Below are 25,438 nucleotides of genomic sequence, written 5' to 3' on the forward strand. Positions count from 1 at the left end.
ATGGAATACACGTTCCTGTCGGCCACCGTGCTCCTGGTGCTGATCACCGATCCGCTCGGCAACATCCCGCTGTTCATTACGGCGATGCGGGATGTGCCGCGCGAGCGGCGCGTGAAGCTGATCCTGCGTGAAGTGGGGATCGCGTTCGTGATCCTGCTGTTCTTCATGGTGGTCGGCGACCGCTTCCTGCGGATGATGAACCTCACCGACCTGTCGTTGCGGCTCGGCGGCGGGATCGTGCTGTTCCTGATCGCGCTGCGGATGATCTTCCCGCACCCGGACGGTGCGCTCGGCAGCGATCCGCGCGCGGGCGGCGAACCGTTCATCGTGCCGCTCGCGATTCCGGCGCTGGCCGGGCCGTCCGCGCTGGCGACGGTCATGCTGCTGACGTCGCAGGCGCCCGGCAAGATGCTCGAATGGGTCGGCGCGCTGACGGTCACGATGATCGTCTGCGCGATCACGCTGGTACTGGCCGAACGGATCCAGCAGTGGCTCGGCGAGCGGACGGTCGCGGCGTTCGAGCGGCTGATGGGCCTCGTGCTCGTCGCGATCTCGGTCGAGATGCTGCTGGCCGGCATCCGCGCATTCGTGCACCAGTTATAAGGCAGGCGGCGTACGCACGAAAAAAAGCGGCGCTCCGGGAAACCGGAGCGCCGTTTTTCTTATGGGGCGGGCAGGGCGACGATCAGACCTGGGCGGTCAGTGCGCGGATCGTCGGCAGGTTGCGCCAGTAGCCCTTGGCGTCCATCCCGCAGCCGAACACGTAGCGGTCCGGCACCGAGAAGCCGCAGAAGTCGGGGTGCAGCGGCTTCGCCTTCGCGAGCGTCTTTTCGCACAGCACGGCCGACATGAAGCGCTTCGCGCCCATGTCCAGGATGCGGTCGCGGATCGCGGCCATCGTCTCGCCTTCGTCGAGGATGTCGTCGAGCACGAGCACGATGCGGTCCTTCACCGATTCGCGCGGCGCGACGCGCCAGTGCATCTCCGGGCTGCCCTGCGTCGTGTTGCGGTAGCGGGTCAGGTGGATGTAGTCGAACTCGAGCGGGAAATCGAGATGCGGCAGCAGCATCCCGGTAAACACCGCGGCGCCGCCCATCACCGAGAGAACGAGCGGGAACGCGTCGCCGATCTCGGCGCGGATCGCGTCGGCCATCTTGGAGATCGACGCGTTGACGGCATCGGCCGACACGATCTCTTCGGAGTGGTTGAAAATGTGGAGGGCTTCTTCGCGGTTCATGTGTTCTGGCGGGCAGTCGGTATACAAATAAGAATGAAGCAGAACGGCGGGCGCGCGCTACAGCAAAAACCCGCGCGCCGGCCGACGGGCGGAATCAGCGCATGCCGGGCATCATGCCCTTCAGGCCGCGCATCATCTTCTGCATGTTGCCGCCCTTCAGCTTCTTCATCATCGTACGCATCTGGTCGTACTGGTTCAGCATCCGGTTGACTTCCTGCACCGGCACGCCCGCGCCGGCTGCAATGCGGCGCTTGCGCGTCGCCTTGATGATTTCGGGTTTCGCGCGCTCGGCGGGCGTCATCGAGCTGATGATGCCTTCCATCCGGCGGATCGACTTCTCGGCCTGGCCCATGTCGGCGCCGGCGGCCGCCTGCTGGAACTGCGCGGGGAGTTTATCCATCAGCGACGACAGGCCGCCCATGTTCTTCATCTGCGAGATCTGCGCGCGGAAATCGTTCAGGTCGAAATCGCCGCCTTTCTTGACCTTGTCGGCGAGCTTCTGCGCGGCCTGCACGTCGACGCCGCGCTGGGCCTCCTCGACGAGCGCGAGGATGTCGCCCATGCCGAGGATCCGGTTCGCCATCCGGTCGGGGTGGAACACTTCCAGGCCGTCGAGCTTCTCGGCGACACCGACGAACTTGATCGGCTTGCCCGTGATGTGACGCACCGACAGCGCGGCACCGCCGCGCGAGTCGCCGTCGAGCTTGGTCAGCACGACGCCGGTGAGCGGCAGCGTGTCGTTGAACGCCTTCGCGGTATTGACCGCGTCCTGGCCGAGCATCGCGTCGACGACGAACAGCGTTTCGGCCGGCTTCAGCGTGCCGTGCAGCGCGGCGATTTCCTGCATCATCGCCTCGTCGATACCGAGGCGGCCGGCCGTGTCGACGATCAGCACGTCATGGTAGTGGCGCTTCGCCCAGTCGACGGCCGCGACCGCGATGTCGACGGGCTTCTGGTCGGGCGTGGACGGGAAGAAGTCGGCGCCGACCTGTTCGCTCACCGTTTTCAGCTGCATGATCGCGGCCGGGCGATACACGTCGCACGACACCGTCAGCACCTTCTTCTTGTACTTCTCGCGCAGCAGCTTCGCGAGCTTGCCGGCGGTCGTGGTCTTGCCCGCGCCCTGCAGGCCGGCCATCAGGATCACGGCAGGCGGCGTGACCGCGAGGTTCAGCTCGGCGGCCTTGCCTTCGTAGTCGCCGCCGATCACGGCGGTCAGTTCCTTCTGGACCACGCCGACGAGCGCCTGGCCCGGCGACAGGCTGCTGATCACTTCTTCGCCGAGCGCCTTTTCCTTGACCTTGGCGATGAATTCGCGGACGACCGGCAGCGAGACGTCGGCCTCCAGCAGCGCGAGACGCACCTCGCGGAGCATCTCCTGCGTGTTCGCCTCGGTGAGCCGGGCTTCGCCGCGCAGCGTCTTGACGACGCGCGCCATCCGTTGAGTGAGATTGTCGAGCATGGGGAGCGTTGGACAGTGGGGCCCGAAGGCGCGGCGGAACCGAACAAAGGGAGCCGTCGCGGGAAGGGGGCCTAGTGTAAACTTCGAACATGGATATTGTACTGTATGCCCTCACCGCATTCCTGTACGGCGGCCTCGCCGTCGCAGGCTGGCGCACGCACCGCCAGGGCGCGACGCCGCTCGTCGCGAGCGTGCCGGCCGTGCCGGTTCCCGCGTCCGCCGCGTCCGGGATGAGCGGGGCCGGCCGCGCGCTGCTGTTCGCCGCGCTCGTCGCGCACGGCGTGCTGCTCCACATGACGATCTTTCCGAACGACTCGATGGTGTTCGGTTTCGCGTTCGCGCTGTCCGCGATGTTCTGGCTCGGCGCCGGCATCTACTGGATCGAGAGTTTCTTCTTCCCGCTCGACAGCCTGCGCCTGCTGGTCCTGCCGCTCGCGTGCGGCGCGTCGCTGCTGCCGCTCGTGTTCGGCGGCGTGCGGGTGCTTCCTTATGCCGCAGCGCCGCTGTTCAAGCTGCACTTCCTGATCGCGAACATCGCGTACGGCCTGTTCGCGATCGCCGCGCTGCATGCGGTCCTGATGCTGATGGTCGAGCGGCGGCTGCAGTCGCTGAGGAGCGGCGGGCGCGACGGCTCGACGGGCTGGATCGCGAGCTGGCTCGAAACGCTGCCGCCGCTGCTCACGCTCGAGAAGCTGCTGTTCCGCCTGATCGGTGCCGGCTTCGTGCTGCTCACGCTGACGCTCGCGTCGGGCATCCTGTTCAGCGAGCAGGTCGATGCACGCGCGCTGCGGCTCGACCACAAGACCGTGTTCGCGATCCTGTCGTGGCTGATGTTCGGCGGCCTGCTGGTCGCGCGCAGGACGTCGGGCTGGCGCGGCCGCGGCGCCGCGCGCTGGGTGCTCGTGTCGTTCGCCGCGCTGCTGCTCGCGTATGTCGGCAGCCGGTTCGTTTTCGAGGTGCTGCTGCACCGTTCCGTGGTTTGAACGCAGGTTTCCGATGCGACAGATTCTTCTCCTGATCCTTCTCTTCTTCGCGGGTTCGTGGCTCGCGCGCAAGCTGCGCCAGGCGCAGGAGCACGCGCAGGCGCGTACCGGCCGCGGTGCTGGCTACGACGGCGCGCCCGGCGCCGGCGGTCCCGGGGCGGCCCGCCCGAACGGCGAAACGCGCTCGCTGCCCGAGCCGATGGTGCGCTGTGCCGAATGCGGCGTGCATGCGCCGAAGGGCGACGCGATCGCCGCGGGCGGCGACTACTTCTGCAGCGCCGAGCACGCGCAGCGCCACGCCGCGCGCGCAAGCGGTCACGACGCGCGATGAGCGACGCGCCGGTGCTGTCGGTCGACGCGAACGGCTGGGTGCGCGAAGCGCGCCATGCGCCGTCGCCGAACTTCGAGGTGCGGCCCGCGGGTGCGGTGCCGACGCTCGTCGTCGTCCACAACATCAGCCTGCCGCCCGGTGAATTCGGCGGCGACGCGATCGAGTCGCTGTTCCTCAATCGCCTCGACTGCGATGCGCACCCTTATTACCAGAGCCACCTGCGCGGCGTGCGGGTCTCCGCGCACTTCCTGATCCGTCGCGGCGGCGAACTCGTGCAGTTCGTGTCGTGCGACGAGCGCGCATGGCACGCGGGTTCGTCCGAGTTCTTCGGCCGGACGCGCTGCAACGACTTCTCGATCGGCATCGAGCTCGAAGGCGCGGACGACGTGCCGTTCGACGACGCGCAATACGCGGTCCTGGCCGCGCTCTCCCGCACGCTCGCCGAGCACTATCCGGTCGACGCGTTCGCCGGGCACTCGGACGTCGCGCCGGGCCGCAAGACCGACCCGGGCCCGCACTTCGATTGGCAACGCTTCGCGAGCGATGCCGGGTTTTCCGCCGAATACTTTCCTTTCCGTCAGCACTGATCGCGGGGTTTTTTGAGCGGAGAAAGTTTTTTCTCCGACCAATGCCTTGTCGTGTCTGCGCGTGAGCGATGTCAAGACCTTCATCGCAAATTATCCGTTTTGACCTCGTCCGAATGTCCACTATACTTGGTGCCAGTTGAGTAGTTCTGTACTAGATATAGTGTGTGTCGCAGGGGAAACCCGAGCGGCACCGGCCGGCGGGCAACGCCGGCGGACAGGGTTCTCAGGGCGGCGCGCCAGGCCGGGCGGTCCGGGCGTCGCGATCAGCGCAGCGAACATCGACGGGGCAGGGTAGACATGACGAAGCACACGACCGGTCAGGTTGTCGCGCATCGACCGAACCGGCTTCCCCGGCGCATCGCTCGCCTCTTACCGCTCGCGCACCGCATTGCGCAGCGTTCGTTTTAATCCGCGGTTCTCTCCGCACCATCCAACACCAGGAGCTTTGCACATGCAAACCACCGACAACGCGACGTCCCAGTACGAGAGCGCCTCGAGCCGTCCGCTCGGCGGGACCGAACAGGGCGCGAAGGCGCTCGCGCCGCAGGCCACGTTCGCCGACTACAAGGTGATCCGCCGCAACGGCAGCGTGGTGTCGTTCGAACCTTCGAAGATCGCGATCGCGGTGACCAAGGCTTTCCTGGCCGTCAACGGCGGGCAGGGCGCGGCATCGGCACGCGTGCGCGAGCAGGTCGAACAGCTGACGCACAACGTCGTGCGCGCACTCGTGCGCAGCCGCCCGAACGGCGGTACGTTCCATATCGAAGACATCCAGGACCAGGTCGAACTCGCGCTGATGCGCGGCGGCGAGCACAACGTCGCGCGTGCGTACGTGCTGTACCGTGAGAAGCGTCACCTCGAGCGCCAGCATGCGGGCGAGGAAGCAGCGGCAGCGGGCGGCGAGGCGAGCACCGGCATCAACGTCGTCGACAACGGCGTCACGCGCCCGCTCGACCTGAATGCGCTGCGTGCGCTGATCGTGTCGGCATGCGACGGCCTCGGCGCTGCGGTTAACCCTGACCCGATCGTCGCGGAAACGGTGAAGAACCTGTACGACGGCGTGCCGATGAGCCAGGTCTACGACTCGGCGATCCTCGCAGCGCGCACGATGATCGAAAAGGATCCGGCATACAGCCAGGTCACGGCCCGCATCCTGCTGCACACGATCCGTCGCGAGATCCTCGGCGAGGAAGTCGTGCAGGCCGAGATGCCGGCCCGCTACGCCGAATACTTCCCGCAGTTCCTGAAGCGCGGCGTCGACGCCGGCCTGCTCGACGACAAGCTGCTGCAATTCGACCTGAAGCGCCTCGGCGAAGCGCTCGACGCGAACCGCGACCTGCAGTTCGGCTACCTCGGCCTGCAGACGCTGTACGACCGCTACTTCCTGCACGTCGAAGGCGCGCGCATCGAAATGCCGCAGGCATTCTTCATGCGCGTCGCGATGGGCCTGTCGCTGAACGAGATCGACCGCGAAACGCGCGCGATCGAGTTCTACAACGTGCTGTCGAGCTTCGACTTCATGAGCTCGACGCCGACGCTGTTCAACTCGGGCACGCACCGCTCGCAGCTGTCGTCGTGCTACCTGACGACGGTCGCGGACGATCTCGACGGCATCTATGAGGCGCTGAAGGAAAACGCGCTGCTGTCGAAGTTCGCCGGCGGCCTCGGCAACGACTGGACGCGCGTGCGTGCACTCGGCTCGCATATCAAGGGCACGAACGGCAAGTCGCAAGGCGTGGTCCCGTTCCTGAAGGTCGTGAACGACACGGCCGTCGCGGTGAACCAGGGCGGCAAGCGCAAGGGCGCGGTCTGCGCGTACCTCGAATCGTGGCACCTCGACATCGAGGAGTTCCTCGAGCTGCGCAAGAACACCGGTGACGACCGTCGCCGTACGCACGACATGAACACGGCGAACTGGATTCCCGACCTGTTCATGAAGCGCGTGATGGAAGGCGGCGACTGGACGCTGTTCTCGCCGTCGACCTGCCCGGACCTGCACGACAAGTTCGGCGCCGATTTCGAGAAGGCTTACACGGCTTACGAAGACAAGGTCGCGCGCGGCGAGATCAAGCTGTTCAAGAAGATCCCGGCGGCGCAGCTCTGGCGCAAGATGCTCGGCATGCTGTTCGAGACGGGCCACCCGTGGATCACGTTCAAGGATCCGTGCAACGTGCGCTCGCCGCAGCAGCACGTCGGCGTCGTCCACTCGTCGAACCTGTGCACGGAAATCACGCTGAACACGAGCGACACCGAAATCGCGGTGTGCAACCTCGGCTCGGTGAACCTGGTCGCCCACCTGGTGAAGCAGGCCGACGGCAGCTACGCGCTCGACCACGACAAGCTGAAGCGCACGATCAGCGTCGCGATGCGCATGCTCGACAACGTGATCGACATCAACTACTACGCGGTGCCGAAGGCGCGTAACTCGAACCTGAAGCACCGCCCGGTCGGCATGGGCATCATGGGCTTCCAGGACTGCCTGCACCTGCTGCGTACGCCGTACGCGTCGGAAGCGGCGGTCGAGTTCGCCGACCGTTCGATGGAAGCCGTCTGCTACTACGCGTACCACGCGTCGACCGAACTGGCCGAGGAGCGCGGCCGCTACTCGAGCTACCGCGGCTCGCTGTGGGATCGCGGCATCCTCCCGCAGGACACGCTGAAGCTGCTGGCCGAAGCGCGTGGCGGCTATGTCGAGGTCGACACGTCGGAATCGCTCGACTGGACGACGCTGCGTGCGCGGATCGCCACGCACGGTATGCGCAACTCGAACTGCGTCGCGATCGCGCCGACGGCGACGATCTCGAACATCATCGGCGTGTCGGCATGCATCGAGCCGACCTTCCAGAACCTGTACGTGAAGTCGAACCTGTCGGGCGAATTCACGGTGGTGAACGAGTACCTCGTTCGCGACCTGAAGGAACGCGGCCTGTGGGACGAAGTGATGGTCGCCGACCTGAAGTACTTCGACGGCATGCTGTCGCGCATCGACCGCATCCCGGCCGACCTGCGCGCGATCTACGCGACCGCGTTCGAAGTCGACCCGACGTGGCTGGTCGAAGCGGCATCGCGTCGCCAAAAGTGGATCGACCAGGCGCAGTCGCTGAACATCTACATGGGCGGCGCGTCGGGCAAGAAGCTCGACGAGGTCTACAAGCTCGCATGGCTGCGCGGCCTGAAGACGACCTACTACCTCCGCACGATGGCGGCGACGCACGTCGAGAAGTCGACGGTCGCACACGGCGCGCTGAACGCAGTGCCGACGGGTGGCGGCTCGAGCAGCGGCGGCGCGCAAGGCGCAGCCGGCGGCTTCGGCGCGGCAGGCGGCGCGGCATCGTCGTCGGGCGCAGTCGACGCGGCATCGGCGCTCGCGCCGGTCGAGGCCGACGGTCCGGTGTGCACGATGCGTCCGGGCGATCCGGGCTTCGACGAGTGCGAAGCGTGCCAGTAACGCAGTGCGCCTGACCTGAGAAGCAGGCAACGGCGGCGCACACGACGACCGATCGAGGTTGAAGTGTGCGCCGCTCTCAACTAAAAAAATGATAAGGAATCTGTAACGCGGCACCTGCGTTGCAGGCAGTGACAAGCGATCGAAACATCCCCGACGACGTCGCGTTTCGATCAGCGTTCGATGCGTCGAGCGCACCTCGCGATACAAGCGCGACTCACATCGCGCGCTGCATGAACGACGATGCGTTGCTCAAAGTGTTGTATCGAGGTCGCAACGCGAATCGAAAAAAGGATTTTTCGTGAGCGAACCCTTTTATCGCTCAGGAAAAGATGGTACAAACCGTTCTAAATTGATGGTGAGAATTTATGCTCAACTGGGATGACGAGAAGACTGCCGTAACCCCCGCGAGCGGAGCGCAGCAAAACGCGATGCGCACCTCCGCCGGGATGGCTGTCGGAATGCAGGCTGCAACGCCTGCCGCCCATCAGGTCCGTGACATTTTCGAAGGCGATCTTGCGGTGCCGCCGCAAGCATCGGCTGTTCCCGCCGGCGGTTCGGAAGCGCGGGTCAATGTCGCCGACAAGCGCATCATCAACGGCCAGACTGACGTCAATCAGCTGGTGCCGTTCAAGTACAAGTGGGCGTGGGAAAAGTATCTGGCCGGTTGCGCGAACCACTGGATGCCGCAGGAAATCAACATGTCCCGCGACATCGCACTGTGGAAGGACCCGAACGGTCTGACCGAGGACGAGCGCCGCATCGTGAAGCGCAACCTCGGCTTCTTCGTGACGGCCGATTCGCTCGCGGCGAACAACATCGTGCTCGGCACGTACCGCCACATCACGGCGCCCGAGTGCCGGCAGTTCCTGCTGCGCCAGGCGTTCGAGGAAGCGATCCACACGCACGCGTACCAATATATTGTCGAATCGCTCGGTCTCGACGAAGGCGAGATCTTCAACGCGTACCACGAGGTCACGTCGATCCGCGCGAAGGACGAATTCCTGATCCCGTTCATCCACACGCTGACGGATCCGGCCTTCAAGACCGGCACGCTCGAAGCGGATCAGAAGCTGCTGAAGTCGCTGATCGTGTTCGCCTGCATCATGGAAGGCCTGTTCTTCTATGTCGGGTTCACGCAGATCCTCGCACTCGGCCGCCAGAACAAGATGACGGGTGCTGCAGAGCAATATCAGTACATCCTGCGCGACGAGTCGATGCACTGCAATTTCGGCATCGACCTGATCAACCAGATCAAGCTCGAGAATCCGCATCTCTGGACCGCGGAATTCCGCGCCGAGATCCGCGAGCTGTTCAAGCAGGCTGTCGAACTCGAATACCGCTACGCCGAAGACACGATGCCGCGCGGCGTGCTGGGTCTGAACGCGTCGATGTTCAAGAGCTATCTGCGCTTCATCAGCAACCGCCGTTGCCAGCAGATCGGCCTCGATCCGCTGTATCCGAACGAGGAAAACCCGTTCCCGTGGATGAGCGAGATGATCGACCTGAAGAAGGAACGCAACTTCTTCGAGACGCGTGTGATCGAGTATCAGACGGGGGGCGCGCTGTCCTGGGAATAACCCGCAGCAGCGAACCCGTCACATGATGTGAGCAGCCGGTGGCCTCTCGGCCCCGGCCCAAGGTTTAGGAGCAAGAACGCCTGATGCAAAGCATGCCCGGTGCCTTAACGGCCCAACGATACGACAGGCACTTTGCGAACCCTTCAGTGGGATGGGCAAACTTCCCTCCGGATAAAGCGGACGGCCGTGTGGCGGTCCGCTTGATCAAGCGATTAGGGGTAGCGGCGCGAGGTGCGCCGGCTACCGACTTGATTTGGCGCGCGAGGCCGAGTGGTCACGCGCGCCATACCGTATTCATTAGCGTAAGCGCGTGGTATCCGCGTACGCCGATGAATAGCCCGCTTCGAAGCGCACGTCCTGAACAGCGTCCGCGGGAAGCGGGTTTTGACGAAGGGTGTAGTTTGAACTGACTCTCATCTGAACCTGAAGGAGAACAACATGGCTACTGCCAAGAAGAAACCGGCTGCTAAGAAGGTTGCTGCCAAGAAGACCGTTGCGAAGAAGGCTGCTGCTCCGGCGAAGAAGGCCGCTGCAGTGAAGAAGGTCGCAGCGAAGAAAGTCGCCGTGAAGAAGGTTGCTGCGAAGAAGGCAGCACCGGCGAAGAAGGCTGCTGCAAAGAAGGTCGCAGCGAAGAAGGTCGCGGTGAAGAAGGTTGCAGCCAAGAAGGTCGCAGCGAAGAAAGTCGCGGTGAAGAAGGTTGCTGCAAAGAAGGCAGCACCGGCTAAGAAGGCCGCTGCGAAGAAGGTTGCAGCCAAGAAAGTCGCCGTGAAGAAGGTTGCTGCGAAGAAGGCAGCACCGGCGAAGAAGGCCGCTGCGAAGAAGGCTGCGCCTGCCAAGAAGGCTGCTGCGAAGAAGGCCGCGCCTGCGAAGAAGGCTGCCGCGAAGAAGGCTGCGCCTGCCAAGAAGGCTGCCCCTGCGAAGGCGGCTGCTGCTCCGGCGAAGAAGGCTGCTGCTCCGAAGAAGGCCGTCGTGAAGAAGGCTGCGCCGGCAACGACCGCGTCGACCGCATCGGTTGCGCCGGCATCGGGCGTGAAGACCGCGCTCAACCCGGCAGCTGCGTGGCCGTTCCCGACCGGCAGCCGTCCGTAATCTCGGCTGACCAGCACCACCCGGACACTCACGTGGTGTCCGTGGGTTGAGTAGCGCTACTCAATCAGTCCCGCCATCTGGCTCAGGTGGCGGGATTTTTTTCGTCCGGACTCGCCGAACGGGAGGCTGCCGTGAGTACGGACGAAAAAAAACGCATGTGCAGCTTCGCACATGCGTTCGACCGCGGCTTGCGCCGCGTGCTGAGGATACCGGTTAGTGCGTGACGCGCGTGACGCCGCCGCTCGACAGCAGTCGCACGCGCTCGCCGGCGCGGAACGCTTCGCCGCTCGCCGCCTGCGTGATCGAGCGAAGATCGCCGTTGTCGAGGCGCACGGTGATTTCGACACCGTTCGCCGTGCTGAGGTTTTCGCCGACTGCGTTACCCGCGACCGCGCCGACGAGGCCGCCGGCGATTGCCGTCAGGATCGAACCTTTGCCGCCGCCGATCGCACTGCCTGCGACCGCGCCGAGTGCGCCGCCGCCGAGCGTGCCGATCGCGCTGCCGCCGCCGTCGGACTGGATGCGTACCGCGCGGACGCTTTCGACCGTGCCCATGCGGACCGTCTGTTCGCGCTGTGCCTGGCCGACGCTATAGACATCGGCCGAACCGGGTGCCGTGAAGCAGCCGGCGAGCGTCAGCGTGGCCGTCAGCATGGCCGCGAGCGTGAGGGTTTTTTTCGTCAACATCTTTGCTCTCCCACAATATTCATTTGAGACTGTAACCGAATGCAGTCTCGAAGCGCGCGTCGATTTCGGCACGCGTCAGTACGTAAGTCTGGGGCCCCTGGTGGGCGATCTTGAGCGAGCCCATCAGGCTCGCGAGGCGCCCGGCGGTTGCCCAGTCGAGGCCATGCTCGATGCCGTACAGCAGGCCGCCGCGGAAGGCATCGCCACAGCCGGTCGGATCGGCGATGCGCTCGGCCGGCACGACAGGAATCTGCTCCGTGCCCTGCTTGTGGCGGATGGTCGCGCCGTGCTCGCCACGCGTAATGACGAGGGCGTCGACCCGGCTGGCGATTTCATCTTCGGACCATCCCGTCTTGTCGCTCACCAGCTTGGCCTCGTAGTCGTTGACCGCTACATAGGTCGCAAGTTCAATGCTGCGGCGCAGCGTCGCACCGTCGAACAGCGGCAGACCCTGGCCCGGGTCGAACACGAACGGCACACCGGCCTTGGCGAGCTCTTCCACGTGCTGCACCATCCCGTCGAAACCGTCCGGGCCGACGATCGCGAGCTTGATGTCCGGCGCGTCGCCCGCATGGTTCAGGTGCGACTGCATCATCGCGCCCGGGTGGAACGCAGTGATCTGGTTGTTGTCGAGATCGGTCGTGATCATCGCCTGCGCCGTATACGTTTCGGGCAACACACGAACGTGGTCGCGGCGCAGGCCGAGCTGGTCGAACCGGTCGAGATACGGTTGCGCGTCGAGCGCGCCCACCGTCCCCATCACGCGTGCGTCGCCGCCGAGCAGGTGCAGCGCGTACGCGATGTTGCCCGCGCAGCCGCCGAATTCGCGGCGCATCGTCGGCACGAGGAAGCTCAGGTTGATGAGGTGCACCTGGTCGGGCAGGATGTGCTCGCGGAACCGCCCTTCGAAGGTCATGATGGAGTCGTAGGCGATCGAGCCGCAAATCAGCGTAGCCAAGGTGTGCGTTCCTGTAGAAATGAGGGACCCTGCGCGACAACGCCGCGCGAAGGGCGCGGCGCGGCAGGGGAAAGCGGTAGAAAGCTTACTTCAGTGCGGCGAGCGCTGCATCGTAGTTCGGCTCGTCCTTGATTTCGCCGACGAGTTCCGCGTGGATCACCTTGTCCTGCGCGTCGAGCACGACGACCGCGCGTGCGGTCAGGCCGTTCAGCGGGCCGCTCGTCACGTCGACGCCGTACGCGTTCGCGAACGCGCGGCCGGTGCGGAACGTCGAGGCCGTCACGACGTTGGCGAGGCCTTCGGTCGTGCAGAAGCGCGTGGCGGCGAACGGCAGGTCGGCGGACACGACCACCACGACCGTGTTGTCGAGCGACGACGCGGCTTCGTTGAACTTGCGGGTCGACGTCGCGCAGGTCGGCGTGTCGAGGCTCGGCACGATGTTCAGCACCTTGCGCTTGCCGGCGAAGCTGGCGAGCGACAGGTCGGCGAGGTCCTTGCCGACCAGCTTGAAATCGGCGGCTTGGGCGCCGACGGCCGGGAACGTGCCGGCGAGATCGATCGGGTTGCCACCCAGCGTAACTTTGCTCATGTTCGTGCTCCGAAATAGCGCGCCGATGGAGGCGCGCGGGTTGAGACGGGCGCGCATGCGCGCGCCGCGGCGCGTCACGGATAGAAGATCTGGACGCGGAAATTCGACGCAGGCGTGCCGTTCGTTTCGAGGCGGACGACCATCGTCTGCGTGGTGCCGGGCGGCAGCCCGGCGTCGATCGGCGTGCCCGGGCGCACGTAGTCGCGCGGCGCGAGCACGCGGCGCACGGTCACGTGATTGGTGTCGTCGAGCAGCGTGAGTTCGAGCGACGGGTACGCGAGCGCGACGCGGTAGCGGTTCGTCAACGGTACCTTCAATTCGAGTTCGCGCGGCCCGTCGAGCTGGCGCAGGTCGGTCGCGTCGAGCCGCAGGCCGTCGATCGCGCGCGGCGGCGCGACCGTGCAGCCGAGCGGCGCGCATGCCTGCCGGAACCAGCCCTGCGTGACGGGCCAGTCGATCATCAGCGTTTCACGTTGCCACCACGCGAGTTGCGCGACGAGCAGCACGGCCAGCACCGCGGCGACGAGGCCGCCGAGGAAACCGCCGACCATCCCGCGCTGCTGCGGCGCACGCGTCTCGCGCGTGACCGCGAAGTGCGGGCGGTCGTCGTCGGTCAGTGCGGCCGGGAACGGGACGGCCGGTTGGGCGGTCGGTTGGGCGGCCGGCTCGGCAGCGGCGTTGTCATGCCGGGTGAACGCGTCGGGTTCGGATCCGGTTTCGGGTTCAGGTTCAGGTTCGGTGACGGCCGGTGCCGGCGTGAACGCGAAACGCGGCTCGCGCGGCGCGTGTTCGTCGTCCGGCAGGGCGAAGCGCGCGTGGCCGACGGGTTCGGCGGCATCGGGCGTTGCTTCCGATTCCGACGGAACGTGGGCGACGAAGCGGGGCTCGCGCGGGTCGTGCTCGACCGGCGCGGGCGATGCTTCGGTGTCGGTTTCCGTCTGCCGTGGATGCGATTCGGCCGGATGGGCGACATCGGTCGATGTCGCGTCGAGTTCGGTCGGGGCCGGGAACGGCGCGGGCGTACCCGACAGGTGAACGATACCGGCTTCCGTGGCGGGGAGTGCGAGCGGAATCAGCGGCCCGGTGCGGACGGTCTCGACGCTGTGCTGCAGCGACGGATCGACGCCGGCGTCGAGCCACGGCGCCCACATGTCCCAGCCTTCGGGCTTGTAATCGGACTCGGACGGCGACCCGGCCGGAGCGTCGGCGGTGAACAGCCGTGCGGGCGGGGCCTGATGGTGTGCGTGGGGGTCGTCCGGCGCAGCCGCCGCGTCGGTCAGTGCCGGTTCGGGCTGCCGCGCGTGCTCGGGAACGAGCGATTCGGACGCGTTGAAGACTTCGTGGCAATGGCCGCAGCGCACGAGCCCCTCATGCAGCGAGAGCTGTTCCTGCTGCAGCCGGAAGACGGTTTCGCAATGAGGGCAGCGCGTCGCAAGAAGCATGTCGAGCCGGGCGGCCTGCTGGCCAGAGTGAAGGACAGCGCTATTCTAATGGCTTTCGCGCCGGGTTCCGGCGAGGCATACCCAACCTTCGTGTTCGCGCCAGACCGAGATGTCGACGTAGCGCGCATAAACGGCCGCGACTTCGTCCGCCTGGCGCGCGAGCACGCCCGACAGCGCGATGCGCCCGCCCGGTTTGACCTTCGATGCGAGCATCGACGCCATCAGCTTCAGCGGGTTCGACAGGATGTTCGCGACGACGATGTCGAACTCGCCGTCCGGGCATGCGTCGGGCAGCCCGTACGTGACTTCCGCACGGTTGCGCTCGCTGTTCTGGCGCGCCGATTCGACGGCCTGCGGATCGATGTCGATGCCGATCACGGGGTTCGCCCCGCATTTCTTCGCGAGGATCGCGAGGATGCCCGAGCCGCAGCCGTAGTCGAGCACCGACTGGCCGGGCTTCACCGACTGCTCGAGCCACTCCATGCACAGGCGCGTTGTGGGGTGGCTGCCGGTGCCGAATGCGAGGCCCGGATCGAGTTCGAGGACGAGCGCGTCGGGATCGGGTGCATCGTGCCACGACGGCACGACCCAGATCCGCTCGCCGATCGGGATCGGTTCGAACTGCGATTGCGTGAGCCGCACCCAGTCCTGCTCCTCGACTTCGCGGACGACGAACGTCGGCGTGTCGGCGATGCCGATCTCGTTTGCAGCCGCGGCGAGCAGCACGGCCGGCTCATGGTCGGCCGACAGCAGCGCAACCACGCGCGAGTGCTGCCACGCGGTGCGGTCGGGCACGAGGCCCGGCTCGCCGAAGAGCGGCTGTTCGTCGGGCGTGTCGGCGTCGGCGTCCTCGACGGACACCGACAGCGCGCCGAGGTCGAGCAGCGCGTCGGACAGCGCCTCCGCATGCTCACGGGCCAGTTCGACGACGAGTTCGCGATAGCTCATGCTTACGCTTCTTCCGGTGCGACCTGCTGCTTTTGCGCGAGCCGGTTTTCGAGGTAGTGGATGCTGGTGCCGCCTTCGACGAACTTCGAGTCGATCATCAGCTCGCGGTGCAGCGGGATGTTGGTCTGGATGCCTTCGACGACCATTTCCGACAGCGCGATGCGCATCCGGCGGATCGCCTGCTCGCGCGTCGCGCCGTAGGTGATCAGCTTGCCGATCATCGAATCATAGTTCGGCGGCACGAAATAGCCATTGTAGGCATGCGAATCGACGCGCACGCCGGGGCCGCCCGGCGTATGCCACGACGTGATCCGGCCCGGCGACGGCGTGAACTTGAACGGATCTTCGGCGTTGATCCGGCATTCGATCGCATGTCCGCGGAACTGGATGTCGCGCTGGCGCAGCGTGAGCTTCTCGCCGGCCGCGATGCGGATCTGTTCCTGCACGATGTCGACGCCCGTGATCAGCTCCGATACCGGGTGCTCGACCTGCACGCGCGTGTTCATCTCGATGAAGTAGAACTCGCCGTTTTCGTACAGGAATTCGAACGTGCCCGCACCGAGGTAGCCCATCTTCTTGCATGCGTCCGCGCAGCGGTCGCCGATGCGGTCGATCAGGCGGCGCGGAATGCCGGGCGCCGGCGCTTCCTCGATCACCTTCTGGTGGCGGCGCTGCATCGAGCAATCGCGTTCGCCGAGCCAGATCGCGTTCTTGTACGCGTCCGACAGCACCTGGATCTCGATGTGGCGCGGATTCTCGAGGAACTTCTCCATGTACACCTGCGGGTTGCCGAACGCACGGCCGGCTTCCTCGCGGGTCATGTTGACCGCATTGACGAGCGCAGCCTCGGTGTGCACGACGCGCATCCCGCGCCCGCCACCGCCGCCTGCCGCCTTGATGATGACCGGATAGCCGATCGCGCGCGCAATCTTGACGATCTCCTTCGGATCGTCGGGCAACGCGCCTTCCGAGCCCGGCACGCACGGCACGCCGGTCTTGATCATCGTCTGCTTCGCGGTGACCTTGTCGCCCATCATCCGGATCGTTTCCGGGCGCGGGCCGATGAACGTGAAGCCGGACTGCTCGACGCGTTCCGCGAAATCGGCGTTTTCCGACAGGAAGCCGTAGCCCGGGTGGATCGCTTCGGCGTCGGTGACTTCCGCGGCGCTGATCAGCGCCGGCATGTTCAGGTAGCTCAGGTTCGACGGGGCCGGGCCGATACAGACGGCTTCGTCCGCGAGGCGCACGTACTTGGCTTCCTTGTCGGCTTCCGAGTAGACGACCACCGTCTTGACGCCGAGTTCGCGGCACGCGCGCTGGATGCGCAGCGCGATTTCACCGCGGTTGGCAATGAGGATTTTTTCAAACATAGCGAGTATTCGTCTCTTCGAGGGGCGCGCGAACGGCGCCTGGCGAGCATCGGCGGCGCGCGGCCGGCAGGGCCGCGCGGCGGGCTTAGCCGATCACGAAAAGCGGCTGGCCGTATTCGACGGCCTGGCCGTTCTCGACGAGGATTTCCTTGATCACGCCGGCCTTGTCCGACTCGATCTCGTTGAGCAGCTTCATCGCTTCGATGATGCAGATCGTCTGGCCTTCCTTGACCGTATCGCCGACCTGGACGAACGGGTCCGCGCCCGGCGACGGCGCGCGATAGAACGTGCCGACCATCGGCGACGTCACGACGTGGCCCTGCGGGACGGCCGGTGCGGCGGCGCCGCCTGCGGCCGGCGCGGCAGCGCCTTCGGCCGGCAGCGCGGCCGACGGAGCGGGGGCGCTGACTTGCGGGGCATACCCAGCCGTCGGCTGCACATAGACCGGCGGTGCGTTCTTGACGATGCGCACCTTGCCTTCGCCTTCCGTCACTTCCAGCTCGGAGATGCCGGATTCGGAAACGAGGTCGATCAGAGTTTTCAGCTTACGAAGATCCATCGGGAATTCCCCTTTCAATACGTGAAAGCGCCGGTTAGGGGCCGGCGCTGAATCTAGATCGCGAAATCAGCCGCGCGACGTGCCTTGCAGCTTGTCCAGCGCGTACTCGAGCGCGTACAGATAACCTTTCCAGCCGAGCCCGCAGATCACGCCTTCGGCCTGGTCGGAAAAGTAGGAGTGGTGCCTGAACGCTTCGCGGCGATGCACGTTCGACAGGTGAACCTCGACGAACGGGATGCCAACGCCGGCGATCGCGTCCCGGATCGCGACGCTCGTGTGCGTATACGCGGCCGGATTGATCAGGATGAAATCGGTCTGTTCCTCCCGCGCGGCCTGGATGCGGTCGACCAGCGCACCTTCATGGTTGCTCTGGAACGACGACAGCTCGGCGCCGGCTTCCCGGGCACGTGCGGCAAGCGCCTGATCGATCTGCGCGAGCGTGACGCGGCCGTACACCTCCGGTTCCCGGGTGCCGAGAAGGTTCAGGTTGGGGCCGTGCAGCACCAGCAATCGTGTCATGGTCGCTTCTATTTCTGCGGAATTGCGCGAACTTTAGCGCTATTTAGAGAAATTTGTCTAGTTTTGCCGAACGGCCGGGCGCGCCGGACCTGCAAGAATTACCGGCGCGGGCGCAAAGTATCGGCGAATTCACGCGAAATTGCGGCGATCGACGGGCAAATCGCCGCCAACGTGCGGGCCGCCGTTCGGGCCGGTTACAGCGCGTCGAGCGTCTTTTTCAACTCGGCCGGTTGGATTTGTCCCAATTTTGTCTCGCGAACTTTGCCGGTTTCGTCGATCACGACTGTAAACGGCAACGCGCCCGCGGTATTTCCAAAATTACGGGCCAGATCGGCGCCGGCATAACCGCTGACGAAGACCGGATAGTCGACCTTCACTTTCTGCAGAAAGTTCTTCACGTTCTGTTCGGAATCGACGCCGATCCCGATGAAACGGATGCCTTTCTGCTTGTACTGGTGTGACAGCGCGACGAGCTCGGGCATCTCCTCGACGCACGGGCCGCACCACGACGCCCAGAAATTGACGACGACCTTCTGGCCCTTGAAGGCCGCGAGCGTGGCCGGCTTGCCGTCGGTGCCCGTCAGCGACGACGCCCACAACTGGTCGACCGGGTTGCCGTGCACGGCGGGCGCGGCGACAGCGACGCCGTCGTCGGCACTGCCGCGGAACCAGTGGCCGGCGGTGAGCCCGCCGGCAACGGCGGCGGCCGCGACGACCGCGAGCGCCAACATGCGTTTCATCATCATCGTTGAATCAATCCGGTTCGGAAGGGGTCTTGCCTGCCTCGATCAGCGCGCGCAGCGCGGCGGCATCCGCACGGGCGACGCGGCCGCGCGCGTCGGCCTTGACCGCGCCGCGCAGGTCGTCGCTCGCATAGAGCGCGAGGTGGATGCCGATCGCGTCCACGTCGCGCCGCGGGCGCCACAGGAAACTGAGCGTCTCGACGTCGGCGCGGCCCGCGAAGTGCCGCGTCTCCGACACGTCGTACTGGACGTTCTGGTTCAGCAGGTAGATGGCGACGTCCTTCGGGTTGTCGGTGAATGCCTGCAAATGGATATCCGAATGGGCGTTCGCGGTGCCGTTCAGCACGGCGCCCGTCACATAGGGATGGAACTCGGCGAGCCGGCGCATCCAGTCGAGCGCGATCTCGCGCAGGCGGTGCAGTTCGTCCGGCTGCGTGTCGCTCTGGAACAGCGCGAGGTACTCGCGCAGTTCTTCCTCGATCTGGTCGTTATCCGGCAGCCATTCGCCGGCAACGCGCGTATCGCCCAGCAACTGGCGCGCGGCCTTGCGTTTCGCGCCGGCGTAGTCGAGGCCGTCCTCCGCGATCAGGCGGGCGGCGGACTGGGCGATTTCCTCGCGGACGCGCCGCGGGTCGAGAAGGGATCTGCGAGACATGATCCGGCAATCATACTCGATCGCCGAAGCGGCCGAGCGCGGGTGCGGCGGGCCGCCGTCCTGCGTACGGCCGGCGTTCGCTCGCATCGTTCGGGCCGCCGGGCAGCGCAGGCCGTCAGTTACAATAGCCATCTTTGTGTCGCGGCAAAAGTCGTTGGCCAGGCGCCGGTCGCGCGGCCCGTCCGGCGCGCCGCACACGCATCCTTTCCGAATCGACGGCGCCCGGCGGCGCGAAAGCATTCACTCTATGCACATCCACATTCTTGGCATCTGCGGCACCTTCATGGGCGGTCTCGCCGTACTCGCGCGCGAGGCGGGCCACACGGTGACGGGTTGCGACGCGGGCGTCTATCCGCCGATGAGCACGCAGCTCGAGGCGCAGGGCATCACGCTGATCGAGGGCTACGGCGCCGAGCAGATCGACCTGAAACCGGACCTGTTCGTGATCGGCAACGTCGTCACGCGCGGCAATCCTCTGATGGAGGCGATCCTCGATCGCGGCCTGCCGTACGTGTCGGGCCCGCAGTGGCTCGGCGAGCACGTGCTGGCCGGCAAATGGGTGCTCGCGGTCGCGGGTACGCACGGCAAGACGACCACGTCGTCGATGCTCGCGTGGCTGCTCGAGGACGCAGGCCTGAACCCGGGCTTCCTGATCGGCGGCGTGCCGCTGAACTTCGGCGTGTCGGCGCGGCTCACCGATTCGAGCTTCTTCGTGATCGAGGCCGACGAGTACGACACCGCGTTCTTCGACAAGCGCTCGAAGTTCGTCCACTACCGGCCGCGCACCGCGGTGCTGAACAACCTTGAATTCGATCACGCCGACATCTTCCCGGATCTCGCCGCGATCGAGACGCAATTCCACCATCTCGTGCGCACCGTGCCGGGCGTCGGCCGGATCGTGACGAACGGCCGCTCGGACGCGCTCGAGCGCGTGCTGGCGCGCGGCTGCTGGAGCGAGGTCGAGCGCTTCGGCGTCGACGGCGGCTGGCAGGCGCTGCCGGCCGAGGACGGCGTGCCGGTCGACGAGCGCTTCGCGGTGTATTCGCAGGCCGAGCGCGTCGGCGAAGTCGCGTGGCAGGTACAGGGCGATCACAACCGGATGAACGCGCTTGCGGCGATCGCCGCCGCGCGCCACGTCGGTGTACCGCCCGCGCAGGCGGCCGTTTCGCTCGCGTCGTTCCGCAACGTGAAGCGCCGGATGGAAGTGCGTGGCAGCGTCGACGGCGTGACCGTCTACGACGATTTCGCGCACCATCCGACCGCGATCGAAACCACGATCGCCGGTCTTCGAGCACGCATCGGCCGCCAGAATGCCCGCATCCTCGCCGTGCTCGAGCCGCGCTCGAACACGATGAAGCTCGGCGTGATGAAGTCGCAACTGCCGGCGAGCCTCGCCGATGCCGATCTCGTGTTCGGCTACGGCGCACCGACCGGGCGCGACGCGCTCGGCTGGAATCTCGCCGAAGCGCTGGCGCCGCTCGGCGATCACGCGCGCGCGTTCGACGACCTGCACCTGCTGGTGAAGGCGGTGGTCGAGGCCGCGCGCCCGGGCGACCACGTGCTCGTGATGAGCAACGGCGGTTTCGGCGGCGTGCACCAGAAGCTGCTCGACGCGCTTGGGAGCCGCACGTGATCCTGTATCTGCACGGCTTCCGGTCGTCGCCGGCATCGCAGAAGTCGCGGCAGCTCGCCGCGCGCATGGCCGAACTCGGCCGCACCGACGAGTGGCGGTGCCCGTCGCTGTCGGTGTCGCCGCTGGAGGCGATCGCGGTCGCGGAAGCCGAGGTGGCCGGTGAGCGCGACGTCACCGTCGTCGGCAGCTCGCTCGGCGGCTATTACGCGACGTGGCTGGCCGAAAAGCACGGCTGGAAGGCCGTGCTGCTGAATCCGGCCATCGTGCCGCAGCGCGATCTCGAGCAGCACCTGGGCGAACAGCCGCTGTACCACGGCGGCGGCACGATCGTCGTCGAGCGTCGCCACCTGCATGAGCTCGATGCGCTGCGCGTGCCGGCGATCACGCGCGCCGAACGCTACTATCTGTTCGCGGCGACCGGCGACGAAGTGCTCGACTACCGCGAGATGCTGGCGCATTACCCGGGCGCGAAAACACGCGTGATCGAAGGCAGCGATCACGGAATCAGCGAATTTGCCGACTATGTCGACGACGTTCTCGCCTTTTGCGACGGAAAGACGTCATAAACCGGCCGTGTGCCGATCGAATCCCCATCATCATGCGGTGCCGCCGACGCGGTGCCGGGCAGTCTGAACGAGAGTACTGAGTGAACGTTTTCTTCGAGGAATCGGGCAGTTTCAAGGCGGGCAGCGTGCTGTCGCGCCAGGGCGATGCATTTCAGGTCGAGTTGCCGGGCGGGCGGCGGGCGAAGGTGCGCGCGAAAGACGTGCTGATCGAGTTCGAGAAGCCGGCCGCGGGCGAGCTGATGCAGGAGGCCGACACGGCCGCGCAGCAGATCGACCTGGATTTCCTGTGGGAATGCGCGCCGGCCGACGAGTTTGCGTATACGGCGCTGGCCGCCGAGTACTTCGGCGCGACGTACGGCCCGGTCGAGCGTGCGGCGCTGGTGCTGCGGCTGCATGGTTCGCCCGTCTACTTCCGCCGCAAGGGGCGCGGCCAGTACCAGCGCGCGCCGGAAGAACAGCTCAAGATGGCGCTGGCGTCGCTCGAGCGCAAGCGCCAGCAGGCGCTGGTCCAGGCGCAGTATGAAGAGGAACTGAAGGCCGGCAAGCTGCCGGACGCATTCGCGGGCAAGGTGCTCGGGCTGCTGACGCGGCCGGACAAGAACGCGATCGAATACAAGGCGATGGAAGCGGCGGCCGGCGCGCGTGGCGTGTCGCCGGCGCGGCTGATGCTCGACTGCGGCGGCATCGCGTCGCCGCGCGCGCTGCACGAGGCGCGCTTCCTCGCGGAATTCTTCCCGCACGGCACGGGCTTTCCGCCCGTCACGGTCGGCGCGCTGCCGGACGACCTGCCGCGCGCGAACGTCGAGGCGTTCTCGATCGACGACATCACGACGACCGAAATCGACGACGCGTTCTCGGTCGAGCACCTGTCGGACGGCCGTGTGCGGATCGGCGTGCACATCGCGGCGCCGGCGCTCGGCATTGTGCGCGGCGACGCGGTCGACGCGATCGCGCGCACGCGCCTGTCGACCGTCTACATGCCGGGCGACAAGATCACGATGCTGCCGGACAACGTCGTCGACGTGTTCACGCTGAAGGAAGGCGATTACCGTCCGGCGCTGTCGCTGTACATCATCGTCAACCGCGAAACGCAGGAGATTGTCGCGAACGAGACGCGCGCCGAGCTCGTGTTCGTGAAGAACAACCTGCGCCACAACACGCTCGACGAGCTCGTCAATGAAGAGACGCTCGCGGCCGGCACCGGCGACTATCCGCACAAGGACGACATCGCCGTGCTGTGGCCGCTCGCGCAGGCGCTGTTCGAGAAGCGCCAGGTCGCGCGCGCGGGCTACGGCCTGAAGCGCGAGGTGCAGCGCAACACCGACTACAACTTCTACGTCGAAGGCGAGCACGTGTCGATCACGCCGCGCCGCCGCGGGTCGCCGCTCGACCTGATCGTGTCGGAGCTCGCGATCCTCGCGAACTCGACCTGGGGCGCGTTCCTGCACGACCACACGGTGCCGGGCATCTACCGCTCGCAGCGCGGCTTCGGCGCACCGGGCCCGAAGCGCACGCGGATGCAGACGACGGCCGCGCCGCACGAAGGCCTCGGCGTCGCGCAGTACGCGTGGAGCACGTCGCCGCTGCGCCGCTACGTCGATCTCGTAAACCAGTGGCAGCTGCTCGCGTGCGTGCAGCACGGCGTCACCGCGAAGCTCGCCGCGCCGTTCAAGCCGAAGGACGCCGACCTGTACGCGGTCGTGCAGGGCTTCGACGATACGTACACGGCCTACGCCGACTACCAGCGCCGGATGGAGTACTTCTGGTGCCTGCGCTGGCTCGCTCAGGAGCAGAAGAAGCAGGTCGTCGCGAGCGTCGTGAAGGGCGATCTCGTGCGCCTCGAGGAAATTCCGCTGCTGCTGCACGTGCCGGGGCTCGGCGTGCATGCGCGCGGCACGCGCGTGCTGCTCGACGTGATGTCGCTCGACGAATTGACGATCGAGGCGTCGGTACGCCTCCTGAACGTGCTCGACGCGCCGACCGTGACGAGTGGCGACGCGGCCGAGGAAGAGGATGACGCCGAAGGCGGCGACGACACGCTGGTCGACGCGGAAGACGCATCGGCGGAAACCGAGGCGGAGGCGCTGGCCGAAGCCGACGGCGCGGCGGCAGAAGCCGGCGGCGAAGCCGCTGGCGGCAACGACGGCGAAGAGGGGCGCGCATCATGAACGCGATGGCGTCGACGAGCGGCGCCGACCGCTATGTCGTGTTCGGCAACCCGGTGGCGCACAGCAAGTCGCCGTTCATCCACGCGCAGTTCGCCGCGCAGACCGGCGAGCCGATCGAGTACGCGCACCGGCTCGCGCCGGTCGACGGCTTCGAAGCGGCCGTGCGCGCGTTCGTCGCCGAAGGCGGCCGCGGTGCGAACGTGACGGTGCCGTTCAAGCTCGACGCACATGCGCTGGCCGACTCGCTGTCGCCGCGCGCGGCGGCGGCAGGCGCGGTGAACACGCTGCGTATCGATGCCGACGGCCATATCCACGGCGACAACACCGACGGCGTCGGCCTCGTGCGCGACATCGAACACAATCTCGGCGTGTCGCTCGCGGGCGCACGCATCCTGCTGCTCGGCGCGGGCGGTGCGGCGCGCGGCGTCGTGCTGCCGCTGCTCGACCGTGCGCCGCTGGCGATCGCGATCGTGAACCGTACCGCGAGCAAGGCCGAAGCGCTCGTCGGCCAGTTCATGCAGGCCGCGCACGATGCGGGCTGCACGCTCGCGGGCGGCGGTCCCGACGTGGTGCGCGCGGAGCCGTACGACGTGGTGATCAACGCGACGGCCGGCAGCCTCGATGCCGCGCTGCCGGAATGCGACGCGGCCGCGTTCGGCGCGGGCACGCTCGCGTACGACATGATGTACGGCGCGCAGCCGACCGTGTTCATGCAGCATGCGGCGTCGCTCGGCGCGCGCACGGCCGACGGGCTCGGGATGCTGGTCGAACAGGCAGCCGAATCGTTCTTCATCTGGCGCGGCGTGCGGCCGGACGGCGCACCGGTGCTGGCCGCGCTGCGCCAGGCGCTCGCGGCGAGCTGACCGGAGCGCGGCCCGTGGTGGCGGTGAGCAGCGCGCAGCGCATGCAATCGGTGAGCCTCGCTCGCTGGGTCGCCTATGCGGGATCGGTGTTCGTGGGCGCGTGGCTCGCGACGCAGCTGTTCTATCTCGTGCAGATCGCACTGTGGTCGTTCGTGAACCCGGGCTCGACCGCGTTCATGCGCACCGATGCGTGGTGGCTGTCGCGCGCGACGCCGCCCGCGCAGATCCAGCACCAGTGGGTGCCGTACGACCAGATCTCGCGCAACCTGAAGCGCGCGCTGATCGCCTCCGAAGACTCGACCTTCGCGACCAACAACGGCTACGACGTCGACGCGATCCTGCAGGCGTGGGAGAAGAACAAGGCGCGCGGCAAGATCGTCGCGGGCGGCTCGACGATCACGCAGCAGCTCGCGCGCAACCTGTTCCTGTCGCGCGAGAAGAGCTACATCCGCAAGGGGCAGGAGCTCATCATCACGTGGATGCTCGAAGCGGTCCTCGACAAGGAGCGCATCTTCGAGATCTACCTGAATTCGGTCGAATGGGGCCGCGGCGTGTACGGCGCCGAGGCGGCCGCCCGCTATTACTACAAGGTCCCCGCGAGCCGGCTCGGCGCGTGGCAGTCGGCGCGTCTCGCGGTGATGCTGCCGAAGCCGCGCTGGTTCGACGCGCATCGCGGCTCGGCTTACCAGACGCAGCGCGCGGCGGTCATCGCGCGCCGGATGGGCGCGGCCGAACTGCCGCAATCGCAGTGAGCGGCGCGAGCGCGCCGTCGCATTGTCCGTTCCGACGCCCGCGCGCCATTGGTGCACTGCAGCGCATTGATGTCGTGCGCATTTCGGGCCACATCCATTAGACGAATCCGTCTATTTCGTCTTACTGATCAATTCTCGCGATCGTGCGATTTTGTTTGTCGATATGGCACGAAATCCAACTTTTTTTAGTTGTCGCGGGTAAACGCAAAAGTCGATGAAAGCGACGTGAAATGCAACGTTTCACGATTCGAAGCATTCCTGAAAGGTGTGCA

At 66.3% G+C, this 25,438-nt stretch carries 25 protein-coding genes; 13 read left to right on the forward strand and 12 right to left on the reverse strand.

What is annotated here, in order from left to right; all coding sequences use genetic code 11:
- Window positions 1–603, forward strand: a complete 603-nt coding sequence (locus tag AC5LXX_RS02650) for a MarC family protein (RefSeq protein WP_047899741.1) — start codon at window positions 1–3, stop codon at window positions 601–603.
- Between the two features lie 82 nt (window positions 604–685).
- Here the strand turns inward: AC5LXX_RS02650 and AC5LXX_RS02655 are convergent, their stop codons facing one another.
- Complete coding sequence (locus tag AC5LXX_RS02655; protein WP_124455326.1) at window positions 686–1,237, reverse strand: hypoxanthine-guanine phosphoribosyltransferase; 552 nt, start codon at window positions 1,235–1,237, stop codon at window positions 686–688.
- A gap of 94 nt (window positions 1,238–1,331) precedes the next feature.
- On the reverse strand, window positions 1,332–2,699 hold the full coding sequence (gene ffh, locus AC5LXX_RS02660) for a signal recognition particle protein (protein ID WP_124455327.1): 1,368 nt from the start codon (window positions 2,697–2,699) through the stop codon (window positions 1,332–1,334).
- An 89-nt stretch (window positions 2,700–2,788) separates the two neighbouring features.
- Between ffh and AC5LXX_RS02665 the strand changes: the two genes are divergently transcribed.
- The 7 genes from AC5LXX_RS02665 (at window position 2,789) to AC5LXX_RS02695 (ending at window position 10,714) form a co-directional block, all read left to right on the forward strand.
- On the forward strand, window positions 2,789–3,682 hold the full coding sequence (locus AC5LXX_RS02665; RefSeq protein ID WP_493410388.1) for a cytochrome C assembly family protein: 894 nt from the start codon (window positions 2,789–2,791) through the stop codon (window positions 3,680–3,682).
- A gap of 13 nt (window positions 3,683–3,695) precedes the next feature.
- Window positions 3,696–4,013, forward strand: coding sequence for a PP0621 family protein (locus tag AC5LXX_RS02670; protein WP_493410389.1), 318 nt, complete (start codon window positions 3,696–3,698; stop codon window positions 4,011–4,013).
- Window positions 4,010–4,600, forward strand: coding sequence for a 1,6-anhydro-N-acetylmuramyl-L-alanine amidase AmpD (gene ampD / locus AC5LXX_RS02675; protein ID WP_124455329.1), 591 nt, complete (start codon window positions 4,010–4,012; stop codon window positions 4,598–4,600). Before AC5LXX_RS02670 ends, ampD begins: the two co-directional genes overlap by 4 nt.
- A gap of 451 nt (window positions 4,601–5,051) precedes the next feature.
- Window positions 5,052–8,048, forward strand: coding sequence for a ribonucleoside-diphosphate reductase subunit alpha (locus tag AC5LXX_RS02680; protein ID WP_493410390.1), 2,997 nt, complete (start codon window positions 5,052–5,054; stop codon window positions 8,046–8,048).
- Window positions 8,049–8,413: 365 nt separating this feature from the next.
- Window positions 8,414–9,625, forward strand: a complete 1,212-nt coding sequence (locus AC5LXX_RS02685) for a ribonucleotide-diphosphate reductase subunit beta (protein WP_014898151.1) — start codon at window positions 8,414–8,416, stop codon at window positions 9,623–9,625.
- 83 nt (window positions 9,626–9,708) lie between these two features.
- Window positions 9,709–10,035, forward strand: coding sequence for a hypothetical protein (locus AC5LXX_RS02690; protein WP_124455333.1), 327 nt, complete (start codon window positions 9,709–9,711; stop codon window positions 10,033–10,035).
- A gap of 28 nt (window positions 10,036–10,063) precedes the next feature.
- Window positions 10,064–10,714: a histone H1-like DNA-binding protein gene (locus AC5LXX_RS02695; RefSeq protein ID WP_124455334.1), complete on the forward strand. Its 651-nt coding sequence runs from the start codon at window positions 10,064–10,066 to the stop codon at window positions 10,712–10,714.
- 213 nt (window positions 10,715–10,927) lie between these two features.
- On the opposite strand, the gene AC5LXX_RS02700 is transcribed toward AC5LXX_RS02695, so the two are convergent.
- The 10 genes from AC5LXX_RS02700 to AC5LXX_RS02745 all read right to left on the reverse strand — a co-directional run bounded on the left by AC5LXX_RS02700 (window position 10,928) and on the right by AC5LXX_RS02745 (window position 19,184).
- A complete protein-coding gene (locus tag AC5LXX_RS02700; RefSeq protein WP_006476977.1) occupies window positions 10,928–11,401 on the reverse strand; it encodes an outer membrane lipoprotein in 474 nt (157 codons plus the stop codon).
- A gap of 19 nt (window positions 11,402–11,420) precedes the next feature.
- On the reverse strand, window positions 11,421–12,359 hold the full coding sequence (locus AC5LXX_RS02705) for a carbohydrate kinase family protein (protein WP_493402273.1): 939 nt from the start codon (window positions 12,357–12,359) through the stop codon (window positions 11,421–11,423).
- An 85-nt stretch (window positions 12,360–12,444) separates the two neighbouring features.
- Window positions 12,445–12,948, reverse strand: a complete 504-nt coding sequence (gene tpx / locus AC5LXX_RS02710; RefSeq protein WP_034182673.1) for a thiol peroxidase — start codon at window positions 12,946–12,948, stop codon at window positions 12,445–12,447.
- Window positions 12,949–13,022: 74 nt separating this feature from the next.
- Window positions 13,023–14,390 carry a zinc-ribbon and DUF3426 domain-containing protein gene (locus tag AC5LXX_RS02715; RefSeq protein ID WP_493410391.1) on the reverse strand — a complete coding sequence of 456 codons (1,368 nt, stop codon included), beginning with the start codon at window positions 14,388–14,390 and terminating at the stop codon, window positions 13,023–13,025.
- A 45-nt stretch (window positions 14,391–14,435) separates the two neighbouring features.
- Window positions 14,436–15,338: a 50S ribosomal protein L11 methyltransferase gene (prmA, locus tag AC5LXX_RS02720; protein ID WP_124455337.1), complete on the reverse strand. Its 903-nt coding sequence runs from the start codon at window positions 15,336–15,338 to the stop codon at window positions 14,436–14,438.
- 2 nt (window positions 15,339–15,340) lie between these two features.
- On the reverse strand, window positions 15,341–16,708 hold the full coding sequence (accC, locus tag AC5LXX_RS02725; RefSeq protein ID WP_124455338.1) for an acetyl-CoA carboxylase biotin carboxylase subunit: 1,368 nt from the start codon (window positions 16,706–16,708) through the stop codon (window positions 15,341–15,343).
- An 85-nt stretch (window positions 16,709–16,793) separates the two neighbouring features.
- Window positions 16,794–17,267 (reverse strand): acetyl-CoA carboxylase biotin carboxyl carrier protein, encoded by a 474-nt coding sequence (gene accB / locus AC5LXX_RS02730; RefSeq protein WP_124455339.1) that lies wholly within the window; start codon window positions 17,265–17,267, stop codon window positions 16,794–16,796.
- Between the two features lie 66 nt (window positions 17,268–17,333).
- On the reverse strand, window positions 17,334–17,786 hold the full coding sequence (gene aroQ, locus AC5LXX_RS02735; protein ID WP_011350880.1) for a type II 3-dehydroquinate dehydratase: 453 nt from the start codon (window positions 17,784–17,786) through the stop codon (window positions 17,334–17,336).
- 194 nt (window positions 17,787–17,980) lie between these two features.
- Window positions 17,981–18,532, reverse strand: coding sequence for a TlpA family protein disulfide reductase (locus tag AC5LXX_RS02740; protein ID WP_493410392.1), 552 nt, complete (start codon window positions 18,530–18,532; stop codon window positions 17,981–17,983).
- A 7-nt stretch (window positions 18,533–18,539) separates the two neighbouring features.
- Complete coding sequence (locus AC5LXX_RS02745) at window positions 18,540–19,184, reverse strand: UDP-N-acetylmuramate--alanine ligase (RefSeq protein WP_493410393.1); 645 nt, start codon at window positions 19,182–19,184, stop codon at window positions 18,540–18,542.
- Between the two features lie 247 nt (window positions 19,185–19,431).
- Between AC5LXX_RS02745 and mpl the strand changes: the two genes are divergently transcribed.
- From mpl to mtgA, 5 genes are all read left to right on the forward strand, one after another.
- Window positions 19,432–20,817 (forward strand): UDP-N-acetylmuramate:L-alanyl-gamma-D-glutamyl-meso-diaminopimelate ligase, encoded by a 1,386-nt coding sequence (mpl, locus tag AC5LXX_RS02750; protein ID WP_493410394.1) that lies wholly within the window; start codon window positions 19,432–19,434, stop codon window positions 20,815–20,817.
- Window positions 20,814–21,383, forward strand: a complete 570-nt coding sequence (locus AC5LXX_RS02755) for a YqiA/YcfP family alpha/beta fold hydrolase (protein WP_493410395.1) — start codon at window positions 20,814–20,816, stop codon at window positions 21,381–21,383. Before mpl ends, AC5LXX_RS02755 begins: the two co-directional genes overlap by 4 nt.
- Window positions 21,384–21,463: 80 nt before the next feature.
- Window positions 21,464–23,551, forward strand: a complete 2,088-nt coding sequence (locus AC5LXX_RS02760; RefSeq protein WP_493410396.1) for an RNB domain-containing ribonuclease — start codon at window positions 21,464–21,466, stop codon at window positions 23,549–23,551.
- Window positions 23,548–24,414, forward strand: a complete 867-nt coding sequence (gene aroE / locus AC5LXX_RS02765) for a shikimate dehydrogenase (protein ID WP_493410397.1) — start codon at window positions 23,548–23,550, stop codon at window positions 24,412–24,414. The genes AC5LXX_RS02760 and aroE overlap by 4 nt, the downstream gene beginning before the upstream one ends.
- A 14-nt stretch (window positions 24,415–24,428) precedes the next feature.
- Window positions 24,429–25,166, forward strand: a complete 738-nt coding sequence (gene mtgA, locus AC5LXX_RS02770) for a monofunctional biosynthetic peptidoglycan transglycosylase (RefSeq protein WP_493410398.1) — start codon at window positions 24,429–24,431, stop codon at window positions 25,164–25,166.
- Window positions 25,167–25,438: the final 272 nt, after the last annotated feature.

Source organism: Burkholderia torrens (assembly GCF_984668525.1).

Excerpts from the sequence above, each read along its gene's own strand:
- AC5LXX_RS02740 (WP_493410392.1), bottom strand. The coding sequence starts at position 18,532 with ATGATGATGAAACGCATGTTGGCGCTCGCGGTCGTCGCGGCCGCCGCC.
- AC5LXX_RS02700 (WP_006476977.1), bottom strand. The coding sequence starts at position 11,401 with ATGTTGACGAAAAAAACCCTCACGCTCGCGGCCATGCTGACGGCCACG.
- AC5LXX_RS02745 (WP_493410393.1), bottom strand. The coding sequence starts at position 19,184 with ATGTCTCGCAGATCCCTTCTCGACCCGCGGCGCGTCCGCGAGGAAATC.
- AC5LXX_RS02690 (WP_124455333.1), top strand. The coding sequence starts at position 9,709 with ATGCAAAGCATGCCCGGTGCCTTAACGGCCCAACGATACGACAGGCAC.
- AC5LXX_RS02665 (WP_493410388.1), top strand. The coding sequence starts at position 2,789 with ATGGATATTGTACTGTATGCCCTCACCGCATTCCTGTACGGCGGCCTC.
- ffh (WP_124455327.1), bottom strand. The coding sequence starts at position 2,699 with ATGCTCGACAATCTCACTCAACGGATGGCGCGCGTCGTCAAGACGCTG.
- AC5LXX_RS02685 (WP_014898151.1), top strand. The coding sequence starts at position 8,414 with ATGCTCAACTGGGATGACGAGAAGACTGCCGTAACCCCCGCGAGCGGA.
- AC5LXX_RS02670 (WP_493410389.1), top strand. The coding sequence starts at position 3,696 with ATGCGACAGATTCTTCTCCTGATCCTTCTCTTCTTCGCGGGTTCGTGG.
- accC (WP_124455338.1), bottom strand. The coding sequence starts at position 16,708 with ATGTTTGAAAAAATCCTCATTGCCAACCGCGGTGAAATCGCGCTGCGC.
- AC5LXX_RS02680 (WP_493410390.1), top strand. The coding sequence starts at position 5,052 with ATGCAAACCACCGACAACGCGACGTCCCAGTACGAGAGCGCCTCGAGC.
- prmA (WP_124455337.1), bottom strand. The coding sequence starts at position 15,338 with ATGAGCTATCGCGAACTCGTCGTCGAACTGGCCCGTGAGCATGCGGAG.
- AC5LXX_RS02715 (WP_493410391.1), bottom strand. The coding sequence starts at position 14,390 with ATGCTTCTTGCGACGCGCTGCCCTCATTGCGAAACCGTCTTCCGGCTG.
- mpl (WP_493410394.1), top strand. The coding sequence starts at position 19,432 with ATGCACATCCACATTCTTGGCATCTGCGGCACCTTCATGGGCGGTCTC.
- tpx (WP_034182673.1), bottom strand. The coding sequence starts at position 12,948 with ATGAGCAAAGTTACGCTGGGTGGCAACCCGATCGATCTCGCCGGCACG.
- aroE (WP_493410397.1), top strand. The coding sequence starts at position 23,548 with ATGAACGCGATGGCGTCGACGAGCGGCGCCGACCGCTATGTCGTGTTC.
- AC5LXX_RS02695 (WP_124455334.1), top strand. The coding sequence starts at position 10,064 with ATGGCTACTGCCAAGAAGAAACCGGCTGCTAAGAAGGTTGCTGCCAAG.
- aroQ (WP_011350880.1), bottom strand. The coding sequence starts at position 17,786 with ATGACACGATTGCTGGTGCTGCACGGCCCCAACCTGAACCTTCTCGGC.
- AC5LXX_RS02650 (WP_047899741.1), top strand. The coding sequence starts at position 1 with ATGGAATACACGTTCCTGTCGGCCACCGTGCTCCTGGTGCTGATCACC.
- AC5LXX_RS02655 (WP_124455326.1), bottom strand. The coding sequence starts at position 1,237 with ATGAACCGCGAAGAAGCCCTCCACATTTTCAACCACTCCGAAGAGATC.
- ampD (WP_124455329.1), top strand. The coding sequence starts at position 4,010 with ATGAGCGACGCGCCGGTGCTGTCGGTCGACGCGAACGGCTGGGTGCGC.
- accB (WP_124455339.1), bottom strand. The coding sequence starts at position 17,267 with ATGGATCTTCGTAAGCTGAAAACTCTGATCGACCTCGTTTCCGAATCC.